The 23,124-nt window shown below is 54.6% G+C and carries 21 protein-coding genes; 12 read left to right on the top strand and 9 right to left on the bottom strand.

The window, feature by feature from the left end; translation table 11 throughout:
- Positions 1-55: 55 nt before the first annotated feature.
- The 6 genes from folE to mglC all read left to right on the top strand — a co-directional run bounded on the left by folE (position 56) and on the right by mglC (position 6,999).
- On the top strand, positions 56-724 hold the full coding sequence (folE, locus tag RS584_RS14490) for a GTP cyclohydrolase I FolE (RefSeq protein WP_015572317.1): 669 nt from the start codon (positions 56-58) through the stop codon (positions 722-724).
- 18 nt (positions 725-742) lie between these two features.
- Positions 743-1,900: a DUF418 domain-containing protein YeiB gene (yeiB, locus tag RS584_RS14485; protein WP_015572318.1), complete on the top strand. Its 1,158-nt coding sequence runs from the start codon at positions 743-745 to the stop codon at positions 1,898-1,900.
- 155 nt (positions 1,901-2,055) lie between these two features.
- Positions 2,056-3,078, top strand: a complete 1,023-nt coding sequence (gene galS / locus RS584_RS14480; protein WP_003859324.1) for an HTH-type transcriptional regulator GalS — start codon at positions 2,056-2,058, stop codon at positions 3,076-3,078.
- 296 nt (positions 3,079-3,374) lie between these two features.
- Entirely contained in the window at positions 3,375-4,373 is a 999-nt protein-coding gene (gene mglB / locus RS584_RS14475) for a galactose/glucose ABC transporter substrate-binding protein MglB (RefSeq protein WP_315748094.1), read from the top strand.
- A gap of 79 nt (positions 4,374-4,452) precedes the next feature.
- On the top strand, positions 4,453-5,973 hold the full coding sequence (mglA, locus tag RS584_RS14470) for a galactose/methyl galactoside ABC transporter ATP-binding protein MglA (protein WP_003859320.1): 1,521 nt from the start codon (positions 4,453-4,455) through the stop codon (positions 5,971-5,973).
- Between the two features lie 15 nt (positions 5,974-5,988).
- Positions 5,989-6,999 carry a galactose/methyl galactoside ABC transporter permease MglC gene (gene mglC, locus RS584_RS14465; protein ID WP_003859318.1) on the top strand — a complete coding sequence of 337 codons (1,011 nt, stop codon included), beginning with the start codon at positions 5,989-5,991 and terminating at the stop codon, positions 6,997-6,999.
- A 38-nt stretch (positions 7,000-7,037) separates the two neighbouring features.
- Here the strand turns inward: mglC and RS584_RS14460 are convergent, their stop codons facing one another.
- The 6 genes from RS584_RS14460 to RS584_RS14435 form a co-directional block, all read right to left on the bottom strand.
- Complete coding sequence (locus RS584_RS14460; RefSeq protein ID WP_180262827.1) at positions 7,038-7,475, bottom strand: helix-turn-helix transcriptional regulator; 438 nt, start codon at positions 7,473-7,475, stop codon at positions 7,038-7,040.
- Positions 7,472-8,821 (bottom strand): type II toxin-antitoxin system HipA family toxin, encoded by a 1,350-nt coding sequence (locus RS584_RS14455; RefSeq protein WP_180262828.1) that lies wholly within the window; start codon positions 8,819-8,821, stop codon positions 7,472-7,474. The genes RS584_RS14460 and RS584_RS14455 overlap by 4 nt, the downstream gene beginning before the upstream one ends.
- A 134-nt stretch (positions 8,822-8,955) precedes the next feature.
- A complete protein-coding gene (gene sanA, locus RS584_RS14450) occupies positions 8,956-9,666 on the bottom strand; it encodes an outer membrane permeability protein SanA (RefSeq protein WP_017383381.1) in 711 nt (236 codons plus the stop codon).
- A gap of 127 nt (positions 9,667-9,793) precedes the next feature.
- Positions 9,794-10,678, bottom strand: a complete 885-nt coding sequence (gene cdd, locus RS584_RS14445; RefSeq protein ID WP_032103253.1) for a cytidine deaminase — start codon at positions 10,676-10,678, stop codon at positions 9,794-9,796.
- Positions 10,679-10,806: 128 nt separating this feature from the next.
- Positions 10,807-11,502 (bottom strand): CidB/LrgB family autolysis modulator, encoded by a 696-nt coding sequence (locus RS584_RS14440; RefSeq protein WP_180262830.1) that lies wholly within the window; start codon positions 11,500-11,502, stop codon positions 10,807-10,809.
- Positions 11,499-11,894, bottom strand: coding sequence for a CidA/LrgA family protein (locus RS584_RS14435; protein WP_003859308.1), 396 nt, complete (start codon positions 11,892-11,894; stop codon positions 11,499-11,501). Before RS584_RS14435 ends, RS584_RS14440 begins: the two co-directional genes overlap by 4 nt.
- A 168-nt stretch (positions 11,895-12,062) precedes the next feature.
- Between RS584_RS14435 and dusC the strand changes: the two genes are divergently transcribed.
- The 3 genes from dusC to RS584_RS14420 all read left to right on the top strand — a co-directional run bounded on the left by dusC (position 12,063) and on the right by RS584_RS14420 (position 15,563).
- Positions 12,063-12,998, top strand: coding sequence for a tRNA dihydrouridine(16) synthase DusC (gene dusC / locus RS584_RS14430; protein ID WP_015572323.1), 936 nt, complete (start codon positions 12,063-12,065; stop codon positions 12,996-12,998).
- Positions 12,999-13,329: 331 nt separating this feature from the next.
- Entirely contained in the window at positions 13,330-14,748 is a 1,419-nt protein-coding gene (mdtQ, locus tag RS584_RS14425) for a multidrug resistance outer membrane protein MdtQ (RefSeq protein WP_315748093.1), read from the top strand.
- A gap of 50 nt (positions 14,749-14,798) precedes the next feature.
- Positions 14,799-15,563: an SDR family oxidoreductase gene (locus RS584_RS14420; protein ID WP_023295053.1), complete on the top strand. Its 765-nt coding sequence runs from the start codon at positions 14,799-14,801 to the stop codon at positions 15,561-15,563.
- Between the two features lie 96 nt (positions 15,564-15,659).
- Here the strand turns inward: RS584_RS14420 and RS584_RS14415 are convergent, their stop codons facing one another.
- Complete coding sequence (locus RS584_RS14415) at positions 15,660-16,232, bottom strand: DedA family protein (protein WP_045331157.1); 573 nt, start codon at positions 16,230-16,232, stop codon at positions 15,660-15,662.
- Between the two features lie 157 nt (positions 16,233-16,389).
- On the opposite strand from RS584_RS14415, the gene RS584_RS14410 reads away from it, so the two are divergent.
- Both RS584_RS14410 and pbpG read left to right on the top strand, forming a co-directional pair.
- Positions 16,390-16,977 (top strand): Yip1 family protein, encoded by a 588-nt coding sequence (locus RS584_RS14410; protein WP_003859296.1) that lies wholly within the window; start codon positions 16,390-16,392, stop codon positions 16,975-16,977.
- Between the two features lie 167 nt (positions 16,978-17,144).
- Positions 17,145-18,068, top strand: a complete 924-nt coding sequence (pbpG, locus tag RS584_RS14405) for a D-alanyl-D-alanine endopeptidase (RefSeq protein WP_045331159.1) — start codon at positions 17,145-17,147, stop codon at positions 18,066-18,068.
- A gap of 105 nt (positions 18,069-18,173) precedes the next feature.
- On the opposite strand, the gene RS584_RS14400 is transcribed toward pbpG, so the two are convergent.
- Together RS584_RS14400 and dld are read right to left on the bottom strand one after the other, a co-directional pair.
- Positions 18,174-18,728, bottom strand: a complete 555-nt coding sequence (locus RS584_RS14400; RefSeq protein WP_017383377.1) for a GNAT family N-acetyltransferase — start codon at positions 18,726-18,728, stop codon at positions 18,174-18,176.
- A gap of 102 nt (positions 18,729-18,830) precedes the next feature.
- On the bottom strand, positions 18,831-20,588 hold the full coding sequence (dld, locus tag RS584_RS14395; RefSeq protein WP_315748092.1) for a D-lactate dehydrogenase: 1,758 nt from the start codon (positions 20,586-20,588) through the stop codon (positions 18,831-18,833).
- Between the two features lie 189 nt (positions 20,589-20,777).
- On the opposite strand from dld, the gene bglX reads away from it, so the two are divergent.
- A complete protein-coding gene (gene bglX / locus RS584_RS14390; protein ID WP_315748091.1) occupies positions 20,778-23,075 on the top strand; it encodes a beta-glucosidase BglX in 2,298 nt (765 codons plus the stop codon).
- Positions 23,076-23,124 lie beyond the last annotated feature (49 nt).

The following is a 23,124-nucleotide window of genomic DNA, read 5'->3' as shown; positions in this document are numbered from 1 at the left end:
GCGCACACTTTTGCCACAACGAGGGCAAAAGACGCCACACCTGCAGGAGAAAAGAATGTCATCACTCAGTAAAGAAGCAGCCCTTGTCCATGAAGCGCTGGTTGCGCGCGGTCTTGAAACGCCACTGCGCCCGCCCGTGCAGGAGCTGGACAATGATACCCGCAAGAGTCTGATCGCCGGCCATATGACGGAGATCATGCAACTGCTGAATCTCGATCTGAGCGACGACAGCCTGATGGAGACGCCGCACCGCATCGCGAAGATGTACGTCGACGAAATTTTCTCCGGCCTGGATTACGCGAACTTCCCGAAAATCACCGTCATTGAAAATAAGATGAAGGTCGATGAGATGGTGACGGTACGCGATATCACGCTGACCAGCACCTGCGAGCATCACTTTGTGACCATCGATGGTAAAGCGACGGTGGCCTATATTCCAAAAGATACGGTCATTGGCCTGTCCAAGATCAACCGCATCGTGCAGTTTTTTGCCCAGCGTCCGCAGGTGCAGGAGCGTCTGACGCAGCAGATCCTGACCGCACTGCAAACTCTGTTGGGTACTAACAACGTGGCGGTGTCTATCGACGCGGTGCACTACTGCGTGAAGGCGCGCGGCGTGCGTGATGCAACCAGCGCAACCACCACCACTTCGCTGGGCGGCCTGTTCAAATCGAGCCAGAACACCCGCCAGGAGTTCCTGCGCGCCGTGCGTCACCACAACTAATCAGACAGGGCAGGGACCATGGAGCGAAACGTCACGCTCGATTTTGTTCGCGGCGTCGCCATTCTCGGTATCCTGCTGCTGAATATCAGCGCCTTCGGTCTGCCGAAGGCCGCCTATCTGAATCCTGCGTGGTATGGCGACATCACGCGCAGCGACGCCTGGACGTGGGCAATCCTCGATCTCTTTGCACAGGTTAAATTCCTGACCCTCTTTGCGCTTCTGTTTGGCGCGGGACTTCAGCTTCTCCTCAAACGCGGTACGCGCTGGATCCAGTCGCGTTTAACCCTGCTGGTTATCCTCGGTTTTATTCACGGGCTGCTGTTCTGGGACGGCGATATTCTGCTCGCGTATGGTCTGGTGGGGCTGATTTGCTGGCGGCTGATCCGCGACGCGCCCGGTGTGAAAAGCCTGTTTAATACCGGCGTGATGCTCTATGTCATGGGACTGGCCGTGTTATTGCTGCTTGGCATGATTGCCGATGCTTCCACCAGTCGTTCATGGATCCCGGATGCGGCCAACCTGCAATATGAGCAGTTCTGGAAGCTGAAAGGCGGCATGGAAGCGATAGGCAACCGGGCCGATATGCTCGGCGATAACCTGCTGGCGCTGGGCGCGCAATACGGCTGGCAACTGGCGGGGATGATGCTGATGGGCGCAGCCCTGATGCGCACCGGCTGGCTGAAAGGGGAATTTAGCCTGCGACACTATCGTCGTACGGGAGCAGGGCTGGTGCTGCTCGGCGTGATCATCAACCTCCCGGCGGTGATGATGCAGTGGCATCTTCAGTGGGATTACCGCTGGTGTGCGTTCCTGTTGCAGGTGCCGCGCGAACTGAGCGCGCCGTTCCAGACTATTGGCTATGCGGCGCTGATCTACGGCTTCTGGCCCCAGCTTTCCCGCCTGTGGATCGTCAGTGCGGTGGCCTGCGTTGGGCGGATGGCGTTAAGCAATTACATCCTGCAAACGCTGATATGCACCACGCTTTTCTACCGATTCGGCCTGTTTATGAAATTCGACCGCCTGACGCTGCTGGCGTTTGTTATTCCGGTCTGGATTGTTAACGTGGTGTTTTCGGTTGTCTGGCTGCGTTTTTTCCGCCAGGGCCCGCTGGAATGGGCATGGCGACGGTTAACCGCCCGTGCTTCGGGCGTGTCATTGCGTAATACATCCAGATAACGATCTGGATCACAATCATTAACAAAACGGATGTAAGCGTTTTCATCTGTGTGAGCTTCTTCACGTAGTCTCCTCTCTCTCGCTGCCAGAATAGCCACCTTGCTAAACACAGGGGGTGTCTGTGAGTTGCTGCAATCCTTTAAAGGGTGGTGAATATGATCACCATTCGTGACGTCGCCCGCCAGGCGGGTGTTTCTGTTGCTACTGTCTCCCGCGTGCTGAACAACAGTGCGCTGGTCAGCCCTGAAACGCGTGAAACCGTAATGAAAGCCGTGACCCAGCTGGGGTACCGGCCAAACGCTAATGCCCAGGCGCTGGCGACGCAGGTCAGCGATACCATTGGCGTAGTGGTGATGGACGTGTCGGACGCCTTCTTCGGCGCGCTGGTCAAAGCGGTGGACGTCGTTGCCCAGCAGCACCAGAAATATGTGCTGATTGGCAACAGCTATCACGAGGCTGAAAAAGAGCGTTATGCCATTGAGGTACTGATCCGCCAGCGCTGTAACGCCCTGATTGTGCACTCTAAAGCCCTGAGCGATGAAGAGCTGGCCGGGTTTATGGAGCAAATCCCCGGCATGGTGCTGATCAATCGTATCGTCCCCGGCTACGCGCACCGCTGCGTCGGTCTGGATAACATCAGCGGCGCGATGATGGCGACGCGGATGCTCATCAGCAACGGCCATCAGCGCATTGGTTATCTGGCCTCCAGCCACGGTATTGAAGACGACATGATGCGCCGCGAGGGCTGGCAAAACGCCCTGAAAGAGCAGGGCATTGCGCCGCTGGAAAGCTGGGTAGGTACCGGTTCGCCGGACATGCAGGGCGGTGAAGCGGCAATGGTGGAACTGCTGGGGCGTAATCTTCAGCTGACGGCCGTGTTTGCCTATAACGACAGCATGGCGGCAGGTGCGCTTACCGCGCTGAAAGACAACGGCATTGCGGTGCCACAGCATTTATCGCTGATCGGCTTTGACGATATCCCGATTGCCCGTTACACCGATCCGCAGCTGACAACGGTGCGTTACCCCATTGCGTCGATGGCGAAACTGGCGACAGAGCTGGCGTTACAGGGGGCGGCAGGGCTGTTAGATCCTGACGCAACGCATTGTTTTATGCCGACTTTAGTACGCCGCCATTCGGTCGCTATCCGACAAACTGTGGCTCCGATCACTAACTGATAACATCACGTGATGTAACCGTTTTCAATCTGTGAGTAAATTCACAGTATCTTAACAAGCCGCTGTCTATGATGTCAGCGTTTTAGGGGCTGAAACACAATGTAACGGTGATTATTCACTTTTACCGTTACCAGCATGCCTCAAACAACGAATAAAACGCATTTCTGGAGCGTTACCGAACACGGAAGCTGGACATTTTATAAGTGAACTTCGGCGATCAGTAACGTTTTATTAACTTCTGCCCGCCGACCGTTTTTCACAAGAACTACCCTGCATAAAAAAAAACCGGAGATACCATGAATAAGAAGGTGTTGACTCTGTCTGCTGTCATGGCAAGCATGCTTTTTGGCGCAGCAGCGCACGCAGCGGATACCCGTATTGGCGTGACTATCTATAAATACGACGACAACTTCATGTCCGTTGTGCGTAAAGCAATTGAAAAAGATGCTAAATCAGCGCCAGACGTGCAACTGCTGATGAATGACTCCCAGAATGACCAGTCCAAACAGAACGATCAGATTGACGTTCTTCTGGCAAAAGGCGTGAAAGCGCTGGCTATTAACCTGGTTGACCCGGCGGCGGCAGGCACGGTGATCGAGAAAGCGCGCGGCCAGAACGTGCCAATTGTCTTCTTCAACAAAGAACCTTCCCGTAAGGCGCTGGACAGCTACGACAAAGCGTATTACGTGGGTACCGACTCCAAAGAGTCCGGGATTATCCAGGGCGATCTGATTGCGAAACACTGGGCGGCGAACCCGAACTGGGATCTGAACAAAGATGGTCAGATTCAGTTCGTTCTGCTGAAAGGCGAACCGGGCCATCCGGATGCTGAAGCACGTACCACCTACGTTATTAAAGAGCTGAACGACAAGAGCCTGAAAACCCAGCAGCTGGCGTTAGACACCGCAATGTGGGACACCGCTCAGGCGAAAGATAAGATGGACGCGTGGCTCTCTGGTCCGAACGCCAACAAAATTGAAGTGGTCATCGCCAACAACGATGCGATGGCAATGGGTGCCGTTGAAGCCCTGAAAGCCCACAACAAGTCCGCCATTCCTGTGTTCGGTGTGGATGCCCTGCCAGAAGCGCTGGCGCTGGTGAAATCTGGCGCTATGGCCGGTACCGTGCTGAACGATGCCAACAACCAGGCGAAAGCCACCTTCGATCTGGCGAAAAACCTGGCCGACGGTAAAGGCGCCGCTGACGGGACTAACTGGAAAATTGACAACAAAATCGTTCGCGTTCCTTACGTGGGCGTAGACCAGTCCAACCTGGCTGAGTTTATCGGTAAATAAGTTATCTGCATTGTCTTCACTGGGCGCAATTCGTTGCGCCCTTTTATAACGCGATATGCGAGGCCAACAAGGTATAATTATGGTCAGCACAACTACTCAGTCGTCCGGTGAATACTTGTTGGAAATGACCGGTGTCAACAAGTCATTCCCCGGTGTTAAGGCGCTCGATAATGTTAATTTAAAAGTTCGTCCACACTCTATTCATGCGTTAATGGGTGAAAACGGTGCGGGTAAATCAACATTATTAAAATGCCTCTTTGGGATCTATCAAAAAGATTCTGGCAGCATTCTTTTTCAGGGAAAAGAGATCGACTTCCATTCAGCGAAAGAAGCGCTGGAGAACGGTATCTCGATGGTACACCAGGAATTAAACCTGGTTCTGCAACGTTCAGTTATGGATAATATGTGGTTGGGTCGTTATCCAACCAAAGGTGTCTTTGTCGATCAGGATAAAATGTATCGCGACACCAAAGCCATTTTTGATGAGCTGGATATTGATATCGACCCGCGCGCACGCGTCGGGACATTATCCGTTTCCCAGATGCAGATGATCGAAATTGCCAAAGCGTTCTCCTATGATGCGAAAATCGTGATCATGGATGAACCGACATCGTCATTAACGGAAAAAGAGGTTAACCACCTTTTTACCATTATTCGTAAGCTGAAAGATCGCGGCTGCGGCATTGTCTATATCTCACATAAAATGGAAGAGATCTTCCAGCTGTGCGATGAAATCACCATCCTGCGCGACGGCCAGTGGATCGCCACCCAGCCGCTGGAAGGGCTGGATATGGACAAGATCATCGCCATGATGGTTGGCCGTTCTCTGAACCAGCGTTTCCCGGATAAAGAAAACAAGCCAGGCGAAGTGATTCTGGAGGTGCGTAACCTGACCTCGCTGCGTCAGCCGTCTATCCGCGATGTCTCTTTCGATCTGCACAAGGGGGAGATCCTTGGCATCGCAGGGCTGGTGGGCGCCAAGCGCACCGACATCGTGGAAACCCTGTTTGGTATCCGTGAGAAAGCCGAAGGCACCATTACGCTGCACGGTAAGAAGATCAACAACCACAACGCCAACGAAGCCATTAATAATGGCTTTGCGCTGGTGACGGAAGAGCGTCGTTCCACCGGTATTTATGCTTATCTGGATATTAACTTTAACTCGTTAATTTCTAATATTCGCAATTACAAAAACAAAGTCGGGCTGCTGGATAATTCCCGCATGAAGAGCGATACCCAGTGGGTGATTGACTCCATGCGCGTGAAAACGCCGGGCCACCGCACGCAAATTGGCTCACTCTCGGGAGGGAACCAGCAGAAAGTCATTATTGGTCGCTGGCTATTAACCCAGCCTGAAATTCTGATGCTGGATGAACCTACGCGCGGTATCGACGTGGGTGCAAAATTTGAGATTTACCAGCTGATCGCCGAGCTGGCGAAAAAAGATAAAGGGATCATTATTATTTCTTCCGAAATGCCGGAATTGTTAGGGATCACAGACCGTATTCTGGTTATGAGCAATGGTCTCGTTGCCGGTATTGTTGAAACCAAAACGACAACGCAAAACGAAATTTTGCGTCTTGCGTCTTTGCACCTTTAAGATCAGGGGCTCCTCATGAGTGCGTTAAATAAAAAAAGTTTTCTCACTTATCTGAAAGAAGGCGGTATTTACGTTGTTCTTTTAGTCTTGCTGGCGATTATTATTTTCCAGGACCCTACGTTCTTAAGTCTGCTGAACTTGAGTAACATTCTGACCCAGTCTTCCGTACGTATTATTATCGCGCTTGGCGTGGCGGGACTTATCGTTACCCAGGGGACTGACCTTTCGGCAGGGCGCCAGGTGGGTCTGGCGGCGGTCATTGCGGCGACCCTGTTGCAGTCGATGGAAAACGCCAACAAGGTATTCCCGGAGATGGCGACCATGCCGATTTTCGTGGTGATCCTGATCGTGTGCGCCATCGGCGCGGTAATTGGCCTGATTAACGGCATCATCATTGCTTACCTGAACGTGACGCCATTCATCACCACGCTTGGCACGATGATCATCGTTTATGGTATCAACTCCCTGTACTACGATTTCGTCGGCGCGTCTCCAATCTCTGGCTTCGACAGCGGCTTCTCGACCTTCACGCAGGGGTTTGTTGCGCTGGGCAGCTTCCGTCTCTCCTACATCACCTTCTATGCGCTGATTGCGGTGGCGTTCGTCTGGATCCTGTGGAACAAAACCCGCTTCGGTAAAAACATCTTTGCTATCGGCGGTAACCCTGAAGCGGCGAAAGTCTCCGGGGTCAACGTGGCTCTGAACCTGCTGATGATTTACGCCCTGTCCGGGGTCTTCTACGCCTTCGGCGGGATGCTGGAAGCAGGCCGTATCGGCTCTGCAACCAACAACCTCGGCTTTATGTACGAACTGGATGCGATTGCGGCCTGCGTGGTTGGCGGCGTCTCCTTCAGCGGCGGCGTGGGTACCGTGCTGGGCGTGGTGACCGGTGTGATCATCTTCACCGTTATCAACTACGGCCTGACCTACATCGGCGTGAACCCCTACTGGCAGTACATCATCAAGGGCGCCATCATCATCTTCGCGGTTGCGCTGGATTCCTTGAAGTACGCGCGTAAGAAGTAAGCGCTGGAATGAAAAAACCCGCAGCGATGCGGGTTTTTTTATGAAAAAAGTGAAGCGATAAGCGATTTTGAAACGGGCACTAGTCCGGTTTGAAGCCCAAAGGGTTTAAAGATTTTATTTATAACGTCAGCGGAATAATTGCCTCTGTTATTTTCTACATCCGACAATGTTTTCCGGGATACGCTGACCAGCTTTGCATATTCATCCTGCTTCAGCCCTAACACCTCGACCCTGAGCCTTTTCAGCGCCTCTCCCTGTGTGATTTTCCCCAGCAAAATGTCCCGTATGGCTGCATGCAATACAGCCTGGCGATCGAGAGTACTAATCCGCGTTAAGCCTTGTGAAACGCGTTGCCTCTTCACTACCGATGACTTGTCCGGATCTTCCGCCTCGTCATGATGTCGCTTTTTGTTTACGCTGCGTACTTGAGCTAATGTCTGTAAAAGCTCTGATTCAGCTTCATTAGATGTTTTCATAATAAACCCCAACGGGAAAGTTTATCCGTGATGTAGCGAAATCCAATCGCGGGCATTTCCATTATCTGTTCCGGAACGCCTCGCGCCGCCAGTCTTTCCGGGAGATCAATAAGCTGAACGGCTGTTTCATGCAGAGCGTCAAGTAACGTTGCGGGAGGGATCCACTCTGCCAGCGTTTGTGCGATAGTGTTGAAATTATAATCCCCCCCTGATTCGCAAGATAATGACCACTTCAGGGTTCTTGGTATCCCTTCAGGATCGGCTTTCATCGGAGCAAAGTCATACACAGGGGAGAGCATAATTTGATTTTCAGCCTTCACAAAGGCGGTATTTCGCCCATGGTTGTCACTATTTCCAAAAATAATATTTAGCAGATCGCGACGCACCCATTCTGTTACAAAACCCGGAATATCAAAATGATAGCCCTGCTGCTGAACCATATGGCTGGAGGTGATTTTATTAATTAACGCGCGCAACGTTGTCTCATGATCAAGGAGGGTGCCGGGTGCCTTTTGTAATAGCGAATACACTGATTCCATACCCAGCCTGACCAGTTGGTTCTGCTCATTTCTCACTATGTCGAAACGCGGTAACCACAGAGACGGGTAATGGCTACCTTCTTCAAGGCGCATTGTTTCCACTGGGATCGTGGAAATACCCATCGCGTTAAGCTCATGGTAATAATGGAATTCAGCCCGCAGAATATTACAATCCACTTCTGTCCTGTTACCGCGTGGATATTTAACCAGATAATAGCGGTCCCGATTATCCGGCTCGTTTTGCCAGGTATCGATCCAGATGGCATCAGTTTCACTACAGCGCAGCAAAAGTTTAGGTGCTTCACCGCCAGCACCGGTTGCACCACCCGCCGCCGCGCCTCTCTCCTGGGCATAATCCAGAAAATCGGCCGCACGATTGATGACGTCCGCAACCGTAAACGTTTTAGTGCTGGCGAATTTATTCCATTCTGGGACGGATTCCTTTATGCGCAAATTCCCGACAGGGGACATTGTGCCAAATTTCAGCAATAAGAAATTTTGCTGGCCAACGGGTAATTCACTGATATTGAGCGCATTTATCCAGTAACGGCGACTTGCTCCGGCGGGAATGATATCGTCGATAAATCGCAGCCAGCCCGGTTGGCCATGGTCATCAAAAAAGAGTGATACAGGGTGATTGACTGAGACTGCGTGAAAATCATCATAGTCGAGATAATTAATCGCATACTCAGTGAGATAGTCTAACTGCGTGGTATTCCAGTCATTTTTTTCACTTCCTGGATATTTGATGAGAGCGATATCCGTCCATGTTTCGTTCAGATATGCCTGTACGGTTAACGTCTCCATCTCACCTCCATAACGCGACAATGTGTAAAATATTACTCATAGTCAGTGATAAAAACAAGTAGTGCTACTTATATCACTCATTAGGTGACTAAAAAGAGAGTAATGCGTTTTATATCACGCATTGTGGAACTGGATTACTTCTTCTGAATTTCCAGCAACTGCTCTGGCGTTACCGCCGGGTAACCCTGCGCATTCTCCGGCACTTCGTGCATCGTTGGGATCGGCACCAGCGGGCCTAAAAAGCGCGGTTCACGTTTGAATAAGTACAGGTCAGCCAGCGCGCCAAAACGGGCGCCAAACTCACGTACGCGCACGCTCAGCATATCCTTTGGCGATGGCACCGCATAACACTGCGCCTGAATGCCCATATGCAGGGCGATAAACAGCGCCCGTTCGCAGTGGAAACGCTGGGTAATAATGATGAAATCATTGGTGTCGAACACCTTGCGGGTACGCACGATGGAATCAAGCGTACGGAATCCGGCGTAGTCGAGCACGATATCGGCCGGGTCGACGCCTGCGGCAATCAGATCTTTGCGCATCGTCACCGGCTCGTTATAGCTTTGCAGCGCGTTATCGCCGCTCAGCAGCAGATAGTTCACCTTGCCGCTGTTATAGGCGTTCAGCGCGCCCTGAATACGATACCGGTAATACTGATTTATGACACCGGTGCGGTAATACTTGGCGGTGCCAAGCACCACGCCAACCTGACGGTAGGGGAGATCCTGTAGGTCATCAAAAATGTAGGGGGCTGTTTTCCAGCTCATCCAGCGGTCGAGACCCAGCACGATCAACAGCAGTATGCCGACCAGGACAGACAGGCTGTAAAACACGCGCTTTAACATGCAGATGGCTCGTACCGATGATGAAATTTCCCTCAGGCTACTGTACCCGCCTGGTTAGCGCAAGAAACAGCGATTCAACTGAGGGGTTTTTCGTCAGACTGGCGGGCAACTCTGCCCGCCGAACAGATTATGCCAGCAGCACGCGGTCGATGGTTGAACAGCCCAGCGCTTTCAGCGTGGCTGCGGTCGCGTCCCACTGGATAAGCGGCGCATCGGCCTTTTCAGCCAGGATTGCACGCTGAATATCCGGGTAGTCATACCCGTTCAGGCTAAGCAGGTTCAGGGCACCCTGGAGCGGAGGCAGCGTCGGGTTAAATGCGGCGTTCTCTGCATAGCTGCCGGTGAAGATGCGGCCGTCGCGGCACTGAAGGGCGACGCCGCTTGGAGATTTGCTGTATGGCGTGTGGCTTTTATTGGCGGCGGCAATGGCCGCTTCGCTCAGCTCATCTCCCGAGAGCGCATAACCGTGGTCCTGCTCGTCCATCAGCAGGGTTTTGATCTCAAGATCTTTCGGGCCGAAAGCATCCGGCAGGTAATCACCCAGCGTATGCGGTGCGCGTCCCGGCAGGTTGATACGCAGTTCAAGACCGCTGTTCAGCTCATTCATAAACTGGCGGCAGTGGCCGCAAGGGGTATAGTTGACGGTGATGGCGCGCAGGGCTTTTTCGCCGCGCAGCCAGGCGTGACTGATGGCGCTCTGCTCCGCGTGGACGGTTTGCTGCATGGTCGCACCGAGAAACTCCATATTTCCGCCGAAGTACCAGGTCCCGCTCACGCCGCGCGCAATTGCACCTACGTTAAAATGGGAGAGGTCAGCGCGGGCGCAGGCAGCCGCAAGGGGCAGCAGGGCGAAAGCCAGCGCGTCTTCGTCCAGCCCCGTTGCCTGTTTAAGCGTCGTGACCTGATCTGCCGTCAGCAGGGCGGGGAAATGCGCATCCGCCAGAACCGGAGCCAGGGCTGATTGCAAATTCTCTGCAAGCTGAGAGAAAGCAGCTTGAAAACGTGGATGCATGACGTTGCCTCATCAAGGTTAATGGATCGGTAGTGTACGGAGCCGCACGGCCTTTATATGTGATCCAAATCTCATTATGTGTGCAACTTATGAAATGAAAATGAAATTTGCGCGACGTATCGCAAATTTTAGCCCAATACTGCCAGAATAACCGGGAAGATAAACGGCGCGACCAGGGAAGTGATAATCCCGCAGATCACCAGCGCCAGCGAGCTGAATGCCCCTTCCTGATAATCCAGTTCCGCGCAGCGTGCGGTGCCCAGCGCGTGCGAGGCGGTACCCATTGCCAGACCGCGTGCCGCTTTGGTCCGAATTTTCATGATATTCAGCAGCGTATGACCAAACACCGCGCCCAGGATACCGACAAAAATCACGCACACGGCGCTGATGGCCGGAATGCCCCCGATGCTGCCGCCTACGGCCATGGCAATCGGCGTGGTGACGGATTTAGGCAGGATAGAGGCGGCGATCTGCGGCGACGCGCCCATCAATAAGGCCACCGAGGTACCGGTGATCATCGCAACAAGGCTACCCACAAAGCAGATGGTAATGATGGATTTCCAGCGCGCGCGGATCTGATGCAGTTGCTCATATAAAGGAAACGCCAGCGCCACCACGGCAGGCTGCAACAAATCGTTAAGGATCTTGCTCCCGGCGAAGTAACGCTCATAAGGAATGCCGGTGAGCAGCAGAAAAGGAATAATCACCACCATGGCGACCAGCAGCGGGTTGAGCAACGGCATTTTGAAACGCACCGCAAGCTTACGCGCAGCAAAGAACACCACCAGGGTTAACGGCAGGGACCACCAGATATTCGCCATCATTTTTTTGTTTTCTCCCCGACGACCTTGCGTTCGCCATGCACAATGTGTGAACTCCAGCTGACGACCAGGAATACCACCAGCGTACTGATGGCGCAGGAGACCACAATCGGGCCGAACTGCGCTTTAAGCACATCGTAATACTGCATCACCCCAACGCCGATAGGCACAAAAAGCAGGGCCATATAGCGAATGAGAACGAAGCACCCCGGATTAACCCATTTCGCGGGCAGCACCTGTAATGCCAGCAGCACAAACAGGATCAGCATGCCGATAATGCTGCCGGGTATCGTAATCGGCAGCAGCGAAGCGATAAAAATGCCGGCGTACAGGCAGGCATAAATGAGGACGAAGGCGCGAAGGTATTGCCAGATAGTATTCAGTGATTTGCTCATGGTGAAAGTCCTTGCTGAGACGTATTCATCATACAATTAAACCTGAAAATGTGCCACGGATCACATCATGAATTTTGGGCATACCAGATATTCCGCAATGGAACGCCGGGCTTTCAACATACATAGAGAGCAGCTACTATAGCGCGTCTTTTTTCACAGGTACTCAGAATGCGTGTTTTACTGGCCCCGATGGAAGGTGTGCTCGACTCTCTCGTGCGCGAGCTGCTTACCGAGGTGAACGATTACGATCTCTGCGTGACGGAGTTTCTGCGCGTGGTCGATATGTTGCTGCCAGAAAAATCATTTTATCGTCTCTGCCCGGAACTGCATCGTCAGAGCCGCACTCCGTCCGGTACGCTGGTGCGCGTCCAGCTGCTCGGCCAGTATCCTGAGTGGCTGGCTGAAAACGCCGCCCGCGCGGTAGCGCTTGGTTCGTACGGCGTCGATCTTAACTGCGGCTGTCCGTCAAAGCTGGTCAACGGCAGCGGCGGGGGGGCGACGCTACTTAAAGATCCGGAGCTGATTTATCGCGGCGCAAAGGCCATGCGTGAGGCGGTTCCATCGCACCTGCCGGTGACGGTCAAAGTGCGTCTGGGATGGGACAGCGACGACAAGCAGTTTGAAATTGCTGACGCGGTGCAGCAGGCGGGCGCCACCGAGCTGGTGGTGCACGGGCGAACCAAAGAGGATGGTTATAAAGCCGAGCGCATTAACTGGCAGGCGATTGGCGAGATCCGCAAACGGCTTACGATCCCGGTGATTGCCAACGGCGAAATCTGGGATTACGAGAGCGCGCAGGCCTGCCTCAAAGAGACCGGCTGTAATGCCGTGATGATTGGCCGCGGTGCGCTGAACGTGCCGAACCTCAGCCGGGTGGTGAAATATAATGAGCCGCGGATGCCGTGGGCGGATGTGGTGAAACTACTGCAAAAATACACGCGGCTGGAAAAGCAGGGCGATACCGGCTTGTATCACGTCGCGCGCATTAAGCAGTGGCTGAGTTATTTGCGTAAAGAGTACGACGACGCGCTGGGATTATTTCAGGAGATCCGTACGCTACAGACGTCTGCGGATATTGCCCGGGTGATCCAGTCAAAATCCTGAGCGAAGTGTGAAGAGTTTGCCCGGCACGGAGCCGGGCAACAGAATCAGAAAATCATCTTGAATACGCCGGTAACCACCAGCAGCCCTATCAGAAATATAATCAAAATAACCCACAATAATATTTTCATTCGCCTCTCCTGCGTATGTCTGTCGAAGTAAGTGTAGCAGCCAATTCATAATTAGCATGAATACATGAAATTAAATCATTGTCTTGGGGAATAAATTTCCGGATATGAAAATGTATAACAATATGCGGATTGCCACGCGTTACTAAAAAACGGAACGTCAGTAAGCGTAAGTTGCGCCTTTATTTTTTTGAGTTCATGGCGTAATGAAACGTTCTCTTACTTTATCTCTGAGTGCTCCTCTTGTTTTTATGCTGGCCGCCTGCGCGCCGGAACATGCCACGGTGTCTCCAGTAAAAACGCAAGCCGCCGCCGCAGCTGTAAATACCCAACTGCGTCATGCCGACTGGCCAAAAAGCGAATGGTGGAAAGACTTTAACGACCCCCAGCTCAACGCGCTGATCGACAAAGCGCTGGCGGATGCGCCGGATATGCAAATTGCCCGTCAGCGTATTACCCTGGCGGAAGCACAGGCGAAAGCCGCTGTCGCTGCTGAGGGTCCACAGCTGGATTTTTCCGCAGATGTTGAACGGCAAAAAATGTCGGCAGAGGGGCTGATGGGTCCATTTGCGCTGACCGATCCGGCGGCGGGAACAACCGGCCCCTGGTACACCAACGGCACCTTTGGTCTGACGGCGGGTTGGGATTTGGATTTATGGGGTAAAAACCGCGCCCAAATTGAGGCCCGCATCGGTCAGGTGAATGCGCAAAAAGCGGAGCTGGAGCAGACCCGCCAGCTGCTCGCCAGCAGCGTCGCGCGGCTGTACTGGGACTGGCAGACCGAGGTCGCGGTGGGTGACGTACTCGCGCAAATCAAACGGGAGCAGGAAAATATCATCGGTGCCGATCGTGAGCTTTATCAGCACGGCATTACCTCCTCGGTGGAAGGCGTTGAAACGGATATTAATGCCAGCAAAACCGATGAACAGCTCGCTGACGTGCACGGCAAAATGAAGGTCATTGAGGCGCGTCTGAATGCGTTGACCCATACCCCTTCAGTCACGCTCGCCCGGCATGCCTTACCTGACGCAGAGGCGTCGTTGCCATCAACGCTCGGTTATGAACTGCTGGCTCGGCGCCCGGATTTGCAGGAGGCGCACTGGTATATCGAAGCATCCATGAGCGAAGTGGATGCCGCCAGAGCCGCGTTCTACCCTGACATCAATTTGATGGCATTCTTGCAGCAGGATGCATTGCACCTGAGTGACCTGTTCCGCTCATCTGCGCAGCAAATGGGCGTAACCGCCGGGCTGACGCTGCCAATTTTTGACAGCGGTCGGTTGAATGCGAACCTGGATATCGCCCAGGCGCAAAACAACCTCTCCGTGGCGAACTACAACAAGGCCGTGGTAGATGCCGTAAACCAGGTTGCCCGGACGGCCAGCGAAGTGGAAACGCTGACCGCCAAAAATCAGCACCAGCAGCAGATCGAAAAAGATGCGGCGCGCGTCGTTGCGCTGGCACAGGCGCGCTTCAGCGCGGGGATCATTGCCGGATCCCGGGTGAGTGAAGCAAAAATTCCGGCGCTCAAAGAGCGTATTGCCGGGTTGATGCTGAAAGGTCAATGCGTGGATGCCACGCTCCAGCTCACTTCCGCGCTCGGTGGCGGATATCATCACGGCTAAAGTTGCGCATTATCTATACTTACCTCTTTGCAGATTTTCAGGAGGTGGATATGACGCGAGTCGCAATTGTTACCGCATCGGATTCAGGAATTGGCAAAACGACGGCCCTGATGCTGGCCGAACGCGGGTTTGATGTCGGAGTAACCTGGCATTCAGATGAGAAAGGGGCGCTGGCAACCTGCCGTGAAATTGAAGCGCGCGGGCAGCGTGCCGAGGCCATTCATCTCGACTTAAGCAATTTGCCGGAAGGCGCAAAGGCCATTGAAACCCTGATTACGCGTTTCGGGCGGCTGGATGTGCTGGTTAACAATGCCGGGGCGATGAATAAAGCGCCATTTCTGGACCTGTCGTTTGACGACTGGCGGCACATATTCACCGTTGACGTGGACGGCGCGTTTCTCTGCTCGCAAATCGCGGCGCGTCAGATGGTGAAGCAGGGGGAAGGGGGGCGGATCGTGAATATCACCTCGGTGCATGAACATACGCCATTGCCGGACGCCAGCGCCTATACGGCGGCCAAACATGCGCTGGGCGGGTTAACAAAGTCGATGGCGCTGGAGCTGGTCAAACATAAGATTCTGGTGAACGCCGTTGCGCCCGGAGCAATCGCCACGCCGATGAATGATATGGACGACAGCGAAGTGAAAGAAGGCGCAATGCCGGAAATCCCGCTGGCACGGCCAGGGCATACCAAAGAAATTGCCAGCCTGGTGGCGTGGCTGTGTGACAGCGACGCCAGCTACACCACCGGGCAGTCGTTTATCGTCGACGGCGGTTTTATGCTGGCGAATCCGCAGTTTAAGCCTGCGGAATAAGCATTCCCCTCACCCTAAGCCTCTCCCACAGGGAGAGGGAACTAAAAACCCCCTCTCCCTGTGGGAGAGGGCCGGGGTGAGGGCATCAGGCCGCACTCACTCCTGATCCCGCCTCTTCTCTCTGTGCCGCATCCACAGCCGTACCCCAATCACCACCGCAACAACCAGGATCAACCAGGCCCAGTGTTTTAGATGCTGATCGAGATTATGCAGCCACGGACCTATTACTTCGCCACCCACGTAGCCAAGCGTGGTGAAAATCAGCGCCCAGGCAATCGCCCCGAGAATGTTCAGCGGCAGGAAGATTTTCGGCGGTAAGCGGCTCGCGCCAATCAGTATTGGCCCAATGATGCGAAAGCCGTACATAAAGCGGGTGCCAATCACAAACAGCCAGGGACGTCGCTGGATAAGCCGCTGAGCACGGCGAATTTTCTTTTGATGCTTAGTAAAACGTTGCAAAAGGGTCGGGCCAAAGCGCAGCCCCAGAAAGTAGAGCAGCTGATCGCCAATCATACCGCCCAACGCGACGGCGGCGACCACCAGCGAGAATTTCAGCAATCCCTGATGTGCGGCCACCCCGCCCAGCAGCGTGATGGTTTCGCCTTCCGCGACGCTGCCGATCACCAGCGCGGCGTATCCATATTGTTCAATAAGACCGTTGATATCCATTACGTAAACGTCATCTCCCTTACTGTGCCTGCGTTAAGCATATACCCCATCCATCAACCGCGCGGCAATCAACGGAAATTTCCCACTGTACATAAAATAATCTAAAGCCTGCATTATACTTAAGCTATCGCTGACGGGCCGACAACAAGGGGGCGTTATGAACCATGTCTGGGGACTTTTCTCCCATCCCGATCGTGAAATGCAGGTGATCCGTAACGAGAACGAAACGGTCGCGCATCACTATACCCACCATGTCCTGCTGATGGCAGCGGTGCCGGTGGTCTGCGCGTTTATTGGTACTACGCAGATAGGCTGGAACTTTGGTGACGGCACCGTGGTTCAGCTTTCCTGGTTTACCGGACTGTACCTGGCCATTCTGTTTTATGGCCTGATGCTGGCCGGGGTGGCGGTTATGGGGCGGGTCATCCACTGGATGGCGCGCAACTATCCGCAGCGCCCGTCGCTGGCACACTGTATGGTCTTCGCCGGATACGTCGCGACCCCGCTGTTTTTAAGCGGTATTGTCGCGCTCTATCCACTGGTCTGGCTGTGCGCGCTGATCGGTACGGTTGCCCTCTTTTACACCGGTTATCTGCTGTATGTAGGGGTGCCAACCTTCCTCAATATCAATAAAGAAGAGGGCCTGAGCTTCTCCAGCTCCACGCTTGCCATCGGCGTACTGGTTCTCGAGGCGCTACTGGCCCTGACGGTTATTCTGTGGGGTTATGGATACCGTCTCTTTTAAGCTCACTGCATTGCTGGCGTAAATGCCAGCAATGCAGCATCTGTTCACGATTCTCCGCTGGCGACAACGCACGGTGACCGCTATGATGCCGATGCCAGCCTGCGTTTATCCGTTGACGCAGGCGGTGTACGTCATTACGTGCGTGAATAATTATCAGAAGTCTCACCATGCTGAAATTCCGAGTTTCATTACTGAGCCTGGCGCTGCTGCTGGGCGCGTCCGCTGCCGCGCCAGCCATCGCCAAAACGACCGCAGTCGCCACCGCTGCTGCGCAACCCCAGATTGCGTCCGGCAGCGCGATGATCGTTGACCTGAATACCAACAAGGTGATCTACGCCAGTCATCCGGATCTGGTGCGCCCGATCGCTTCCATAACCAAAGTCATGACCGCGATGGTAGTGCTTGATGCACGACTGCCGCTGGACGAAAAGCTGAAGGTGGATATCAGCCACACGCCAGAGATGAAAGGGATCTACTCTCGCGTGCGTCTGAACAGTGAAATCAGCCGTAAAAATATGCTGCTGCTGGCGCTGATGTCCTCTGAGAACCGCGCGGCGGCGAGCCTTGCCCATCATTATCCTGGTGGTTACGACGCGTTTATTCGCGCGATGAACGCCAAAGCCAAAGCGCTGGGGATGAAAAATACCCATTTCGTGGAGCCAACCGGTCTGTCGATCCATAACGTCTCGACGGCGCGTGATTTAACCAAGCTGCTGATCGCCAGTAAGCAATACCCGCTGATTGGTCAGCTCAGCACCACGCGTGAGGAGATGGCGACATTCTCGAGCCCGGCGTATACGCTGCCGTTCCGCAACACTAACCATCTGGTGTATCGCGATAACTGGAATATTCAGTTAACCAAGACCGGATTCACTAATGCGGCAGGGCACTGCCTGGTGATGCGCACCGTGTTTAACGGTAAGCCAGTGGCGCTGGTGGTGATGGATGCCTTCGGCAAATATACCCACTTTGCGGACGCCAGCCGCCTGCGCACCTGGATTGAAACCGGGAAAGTGCAGCCGGTGCCGGCTTCAGCGCTGGCGTATAAAAAGCAGAAAGCAGAACAGATGGCGACGGCGCAGAACGACTGAGCCGCCCTTGCGAGCCGGGTGGCGGCTTCGCCTTACCCGGCCTACTGCCCTAAAGCGGCCCCGATACGTAGGCCCGGTAAGCGAAGCGCCACCGGGCGAAAGCGCCTATTCCGGCAGCGTCCAGTCACCATCGTTGAGTGGACGCTGCATGATCAACGTATCCCGCCAGTCGCCCTTCTTATACCCCACGCTGCGCAGTTGACCGACAACCTCGAAGCCATGTTTTTTATGCAGCCGTAACGATCCCGCATTATTGTTTCCGTCACCAACCACGGCAATCATCTGCCGCCAGGGCCCTTGTTCACAACGGGCGATCAGTGCCTGGAGTAAGGCCGATCCAAACCCGCGCCCGGTAGTGCTGGCATCCACATAGATGGATTCCTCAAGGGTGTACCGGTAGGCCTGGCGTGGACGATAAAACGTGGCGTAGCAGTAGCCGACAACAATGCCGCGATACAGCGCAACCAGCCACGGTAAACCGCTGTCGGTCACGCTCTTCATCCGCTGACGCATCTCATCGACGGTGGGAGGAACTTCCTCGAAGGACGCACGGCCATGAAGCACATGCCAGGCGTATATCGCCGAGATGGCATGCGCATCGTCAGGAAGGGCGTCGCGCACCTCGATTTCAGTTTCGGGGAAAATTTCTACAGCCGACATGTTCTGCCCGCTCCATGTTTGGAAAGCCAGAAAAACGTTTCTCTGGCAACAGGCAGATACTCTAGTACGTTTGAGGAGGGCTTAACAATCTCTTAAATTTGGCTATAAGAGTTCATCAGAGGCTTGCGTATTGTGTTCCTCTGTTTCGGCACTCTCTTTCCAGTATTTCTTCCGCGTTGTCTTACCAATGCCCGGGTTCATACTGTTTGTAGGGTCATTTTTGCGATAAAACTGTTTAAGCGTCTCCGGCGCTTTGTACAGGTGTCCTACGTTGTGCTCGGCAGGATATTGCGCGCCACGCTCGTGCAGCAGCGCCAGCATCTGTTCTTTCAGCGCGTGTGCATCAACCCCTTTTTTGACGATGTAATCCTGATGGAAGACATAGCACATAAAGTGGCCGTAATAGAGCTTATGCACCAGCTTGCTGTCGATCTCCGGCGGCAGATGTTCAAACCACTCGGTATCGTTGCGACGCAGGGCGATATCCAGCGCCAGAATATCCTCCACCTCTTCGGAATGCACCGCCTGATAACGGATGGCAGCACCCGCCGCGGCGAAGCGGTGCAGGAAGGCTTTGCTGCCTTCTTCCGGCGTACAGGCAAAGAAATCCCCGTCGGCGGTTTTGAAGAATTCGGTGAGCCAGCTCTGCGCTTCGGCAATTCCGTCCCCGGCCATTTTCAGCAGCAGATGGTGTTCATACTTGTCGCGCCAGGTCTTCATCCGCTCCGGTAAATGCGCCGGGAAGACGTTACCCAGCTTCTGCATAAAGCGGTCGGTGAAGTGCGGTTTGAACAGCGATGCTTTCTCCAGCATCGCGTCGGTGCGGCCCTTCATGGTGAAGAAGAACGGCATTTTGTCGGTGCCGAGCTTGTCGATCATCAGGAAGGTATCTTTGCCGTAGCGCTCGGCGATGTCGTAAATGTCCCGGTGCATATACTCGCCCGCCACCGGCAGGTGAGTGAACTCGGCCAGAATATGACGACGGATCTCTGTCAGCACCTCCGGCTGATTGGTGCCAATGTAAAACACCTGCTGCTTTTTCTCTGCCGGGAAGGTATCGAGGCGCACCGCAAAAACGGCCAGCTTGCCCGCGCAGCCGGAGGATTCAAACAGGCGATCCGGATCGGCGTTATAGCGCGCCGGCGTATCGGCATTGATATCGCGCACGCGGGTGATGTAATCGTGGTCATGCGCGTGACGGCCATCGTGCTGAACGTCTTCGTCCTTTACGCGGTCATCGTCGAGTTTGCTGAGGATCTGCTCTGGCGTTACGCCCAGATCGATCCCCAGATGGTTAACCAGCGTCAGCTTGCCGTTTTCATCGATACGGGCGAACAGCGACATTTCCGTGTAAGCCGGGCCGCGCTGCACCAGCGAGCCGCCGGAGTTATTGCAGATCCCGCCGATCACCGAGGCGCCAATGCACGATGAGCCGATCACCGAGTGCGGTTCGCGTCCCAGCGGCTTAAGCGCTTTTTCCAGCGAGTAAAGCGTGGTGCCGGGGAAGGCGAGCACCTGTTCGCCCTTGTCCAGCAGGTGCAGTTTGTCGAGGCGCAGGGTGCTGATAATCACGATGTCACGATCGTAATCGTTGCCGTTCGGCGTGGAGCCTTCGGTCAGGCCGGTATTCGCAGCCTGCATTAAAATAATCTTGTCTGCCGCAACGCAGGCGCTGAGCACGCGCCACAGTTCGAGCAACGTACCGGGGAAGACTACCGCCAGCGCGTCGCCCTGGCCGGAGCGAAAGCCCTTCCGATACCGGGCGGTTTTGGCCGGGTCGGTAAGCAGGTGAGAGTGACCAACCAGGCGAGACAGTTCGTTAATAAATGTAGTGTTATCGTCAGTTCGAACAGAAGACATCTTCCACTCCTTGTGGTGGGGCAAATTTCTCGCTGTAAAGCATAGCGCGATTAGCCGTTGAGCGGTCGGGTATTCATGAGAAAAATCAGAGAATAACCCTGCAAGGTTTTCAGGCTTTATGGCACACTGCGCTTTTCGCACGGTCTGGCCGGGTGCTTCCCGCGGTTATTGATGAGAGAGAATAACAACATGAAATGGCTATGTTCTGTAGGTGTTGCCGTCAGCCTGGCGCTGCAACCTGCGCTGGCAGAGGATTTGTTTGGTAATCACCCGCTCACGCCCGAAGCCCGCGACGCCTTTGTCACGGATTTACTCAAAAAGATGACGGTCGATGAGAAAATCGGCCAGCTGCGCCTGATCAGCGTCGGTCCGGATAACCCGAAAGAAGCCATTCGCGAGATGATCAAAGACGGGCAGGTAGGGGCCATTTTTAACACCGTTACCCGCCAGGATATCCGCAAGATGCAGGATCAGGTGATGGAGCTGAGCCGCCTGAAAATTCCACTATTCTTCGCTTATGACGTGGTGCACGGCCAGCGTACCGTCTTCCCGATTAGCCTCGGCTTAGCCTCCTCTTTTAATCTTGATGCGGTGAAAACCGTCGGGCGCGTTTCGGCATATGAAGCCGCAGACGACGGCCTGAATATGACCTGGGCGCCGATGGTTGACGTCTCCCGCGATCCGCGCTGGGGCCGCGCTTCGGAGGGCTTCGGTGAAGACACGTATTTAACCGCCACGATGGGCAAAACCATGGTGGAAGCGATGCAGGGCAAAAGCCCGGCAGATCGTTACTCGGTGATGACCAGCGTCAAGCACTTCGCCGCCTATGGCGCGGTGGAGGGCGGTAAAGAGTACAACACCGTCGACATGAGCCCACAGCGCCTGTTCAACGACTACATGCCGCCGTACAAGGCAGGGCTGGACGCGGGCAGCGGGGCGGTGATGGTAGCGCTGAACTCTCTCAACGGCACGCCTGCCACCTCCGATTCGTGGCTGCTGAAAGATGTGCTGCGCGACCAGTGGGGCTTTAAGGGCATTACCGTCTCTGACCACGGCGCGATTAAAGAGCTGATTAAACACGGCACGGCGTCCGATCCGGAAGACGCGGTACGCGTGGCGCTCAAGTCCGGCATCAACATGAGCATGAGCGACGAGTACTACAGCAAATACCTGCCGGGGCTGGTGAAGAGCGGCAAAGTGACGATGGCAGAGCTGGACGACGCCGCTCGCCACGTGCTGAACGTGAAATATGACATGGGGCTGTTTAACGATCCTTACAGCCATCTGGGGCCGAAGGATTCAGACCCGGCGGACACCAACGCCGAAAGCCGTCTGCACCGTAAAGAAGCCCGGGAAGTAGCGCGCGAAAGCCTGGTGCTGCTGAAAAACCGTCTCGACACGCTGCCGCTGAAAAAATCCGGCACCATTGCCGTGGTCGGTCCGCTGGCCGACAGCAAGCGTGACGTCATGGGCAGCTGGTCCGCCGCAGGCGTGGCGGATCAGTCCGTTACCGTGCTGACCGGCATTAAGAGCGCCGTGGGTGATAATGCAAAAGTGGTTTACGCCAAAGGCGCGAACGTCACCAACGATAAAGACATCGTGACCTTCCTCAACCAGTATGAGGAAGCGGTGAAGGTGGATCCGCGCACGCCGAAAGAGATGATCGACGAAGCGGTGAACGCCGCGAAGCAGTCCGACGTGGTGGTCGCGGTGGTGGGTGAAGCGCAGGGGATGGCGCACGAAGCCTCCAGCCGGACCGACATCACTATCCCGCAAAGCCAGCGCGATCTGATCGCCGCCCTTAAGGGCACCGGCAAGCCGCTGGTGCTGGTGCTGATGAACGGCCGTCCGCTGGCGCTGGTGAAAGAAGATCAGCAGGCTGACGCCATTCTGGAAACCTGGTTCGCCGGTACCGAAGGCGGTAACGCCATTGCCGACGTGCTGTTTGGCGATTACAACCCGTCCGGCAAGCTGCCGATGTCCTTCCCGCGCTCCGTCGGGCAGATCCCGGTTTACTACAGCCACCTGAACACCGGTCGTCCGTATAACGCCGACAAGCCGAACAAGTACACGTCTCGTTATTTCGATGAGGCGAACGGCCCGCTGTATCCGTTTGGCTATGGCCTGAGCTACACCACCTTTAAGGTCTCTGACGTGAAAATATCAGCGCCTACGATGAAGCATGACGGCAAAGTGACCGCCAGCGTGGAGGTGACCAACAGCGGCAAACGCGAAGGCGCGACGGTGATCCAGATGTACATTCAGGATGTCACGGCCTCCATGAGCCGTCCGGTGAAACAGCTGCGCGGCTTCGAGAAGGTCAACCTGAAACCGGGCGAAACCAGTACGGTCAGCTTCCCGATTGACGTGAATGCGCTGAAGTTCTGGAACCAGCAGATGAAATACGATGCCGAGCCTGGCAAATTCAACGTCTTCATTGGCGTGGATTCCGCCCGCGTGAACAAAGCCGAATTCGAGCTGCAATAATCTTACCTTCCTCCCCATCCCCCGCCTGGCGGGGGATGCCTCTCATCTT

The sequence above is a fragment of the Enterobacter sp. DTU_2021_1002640_1_SI_PRY_ASU_LCPMC_013 genome, assembly GCF_032389435.1.
Classification (GTDB): domain Bacteria; phylum Pseudomonadota; class Gammaproteobacteria; order Enterobacterales; family Enterobacteriaceae; genus Enterobacter; species Enterobacter hormaechei_C.
This window is presented reverse-complemented; position numbering and strand designations above follow the sequence as displayed.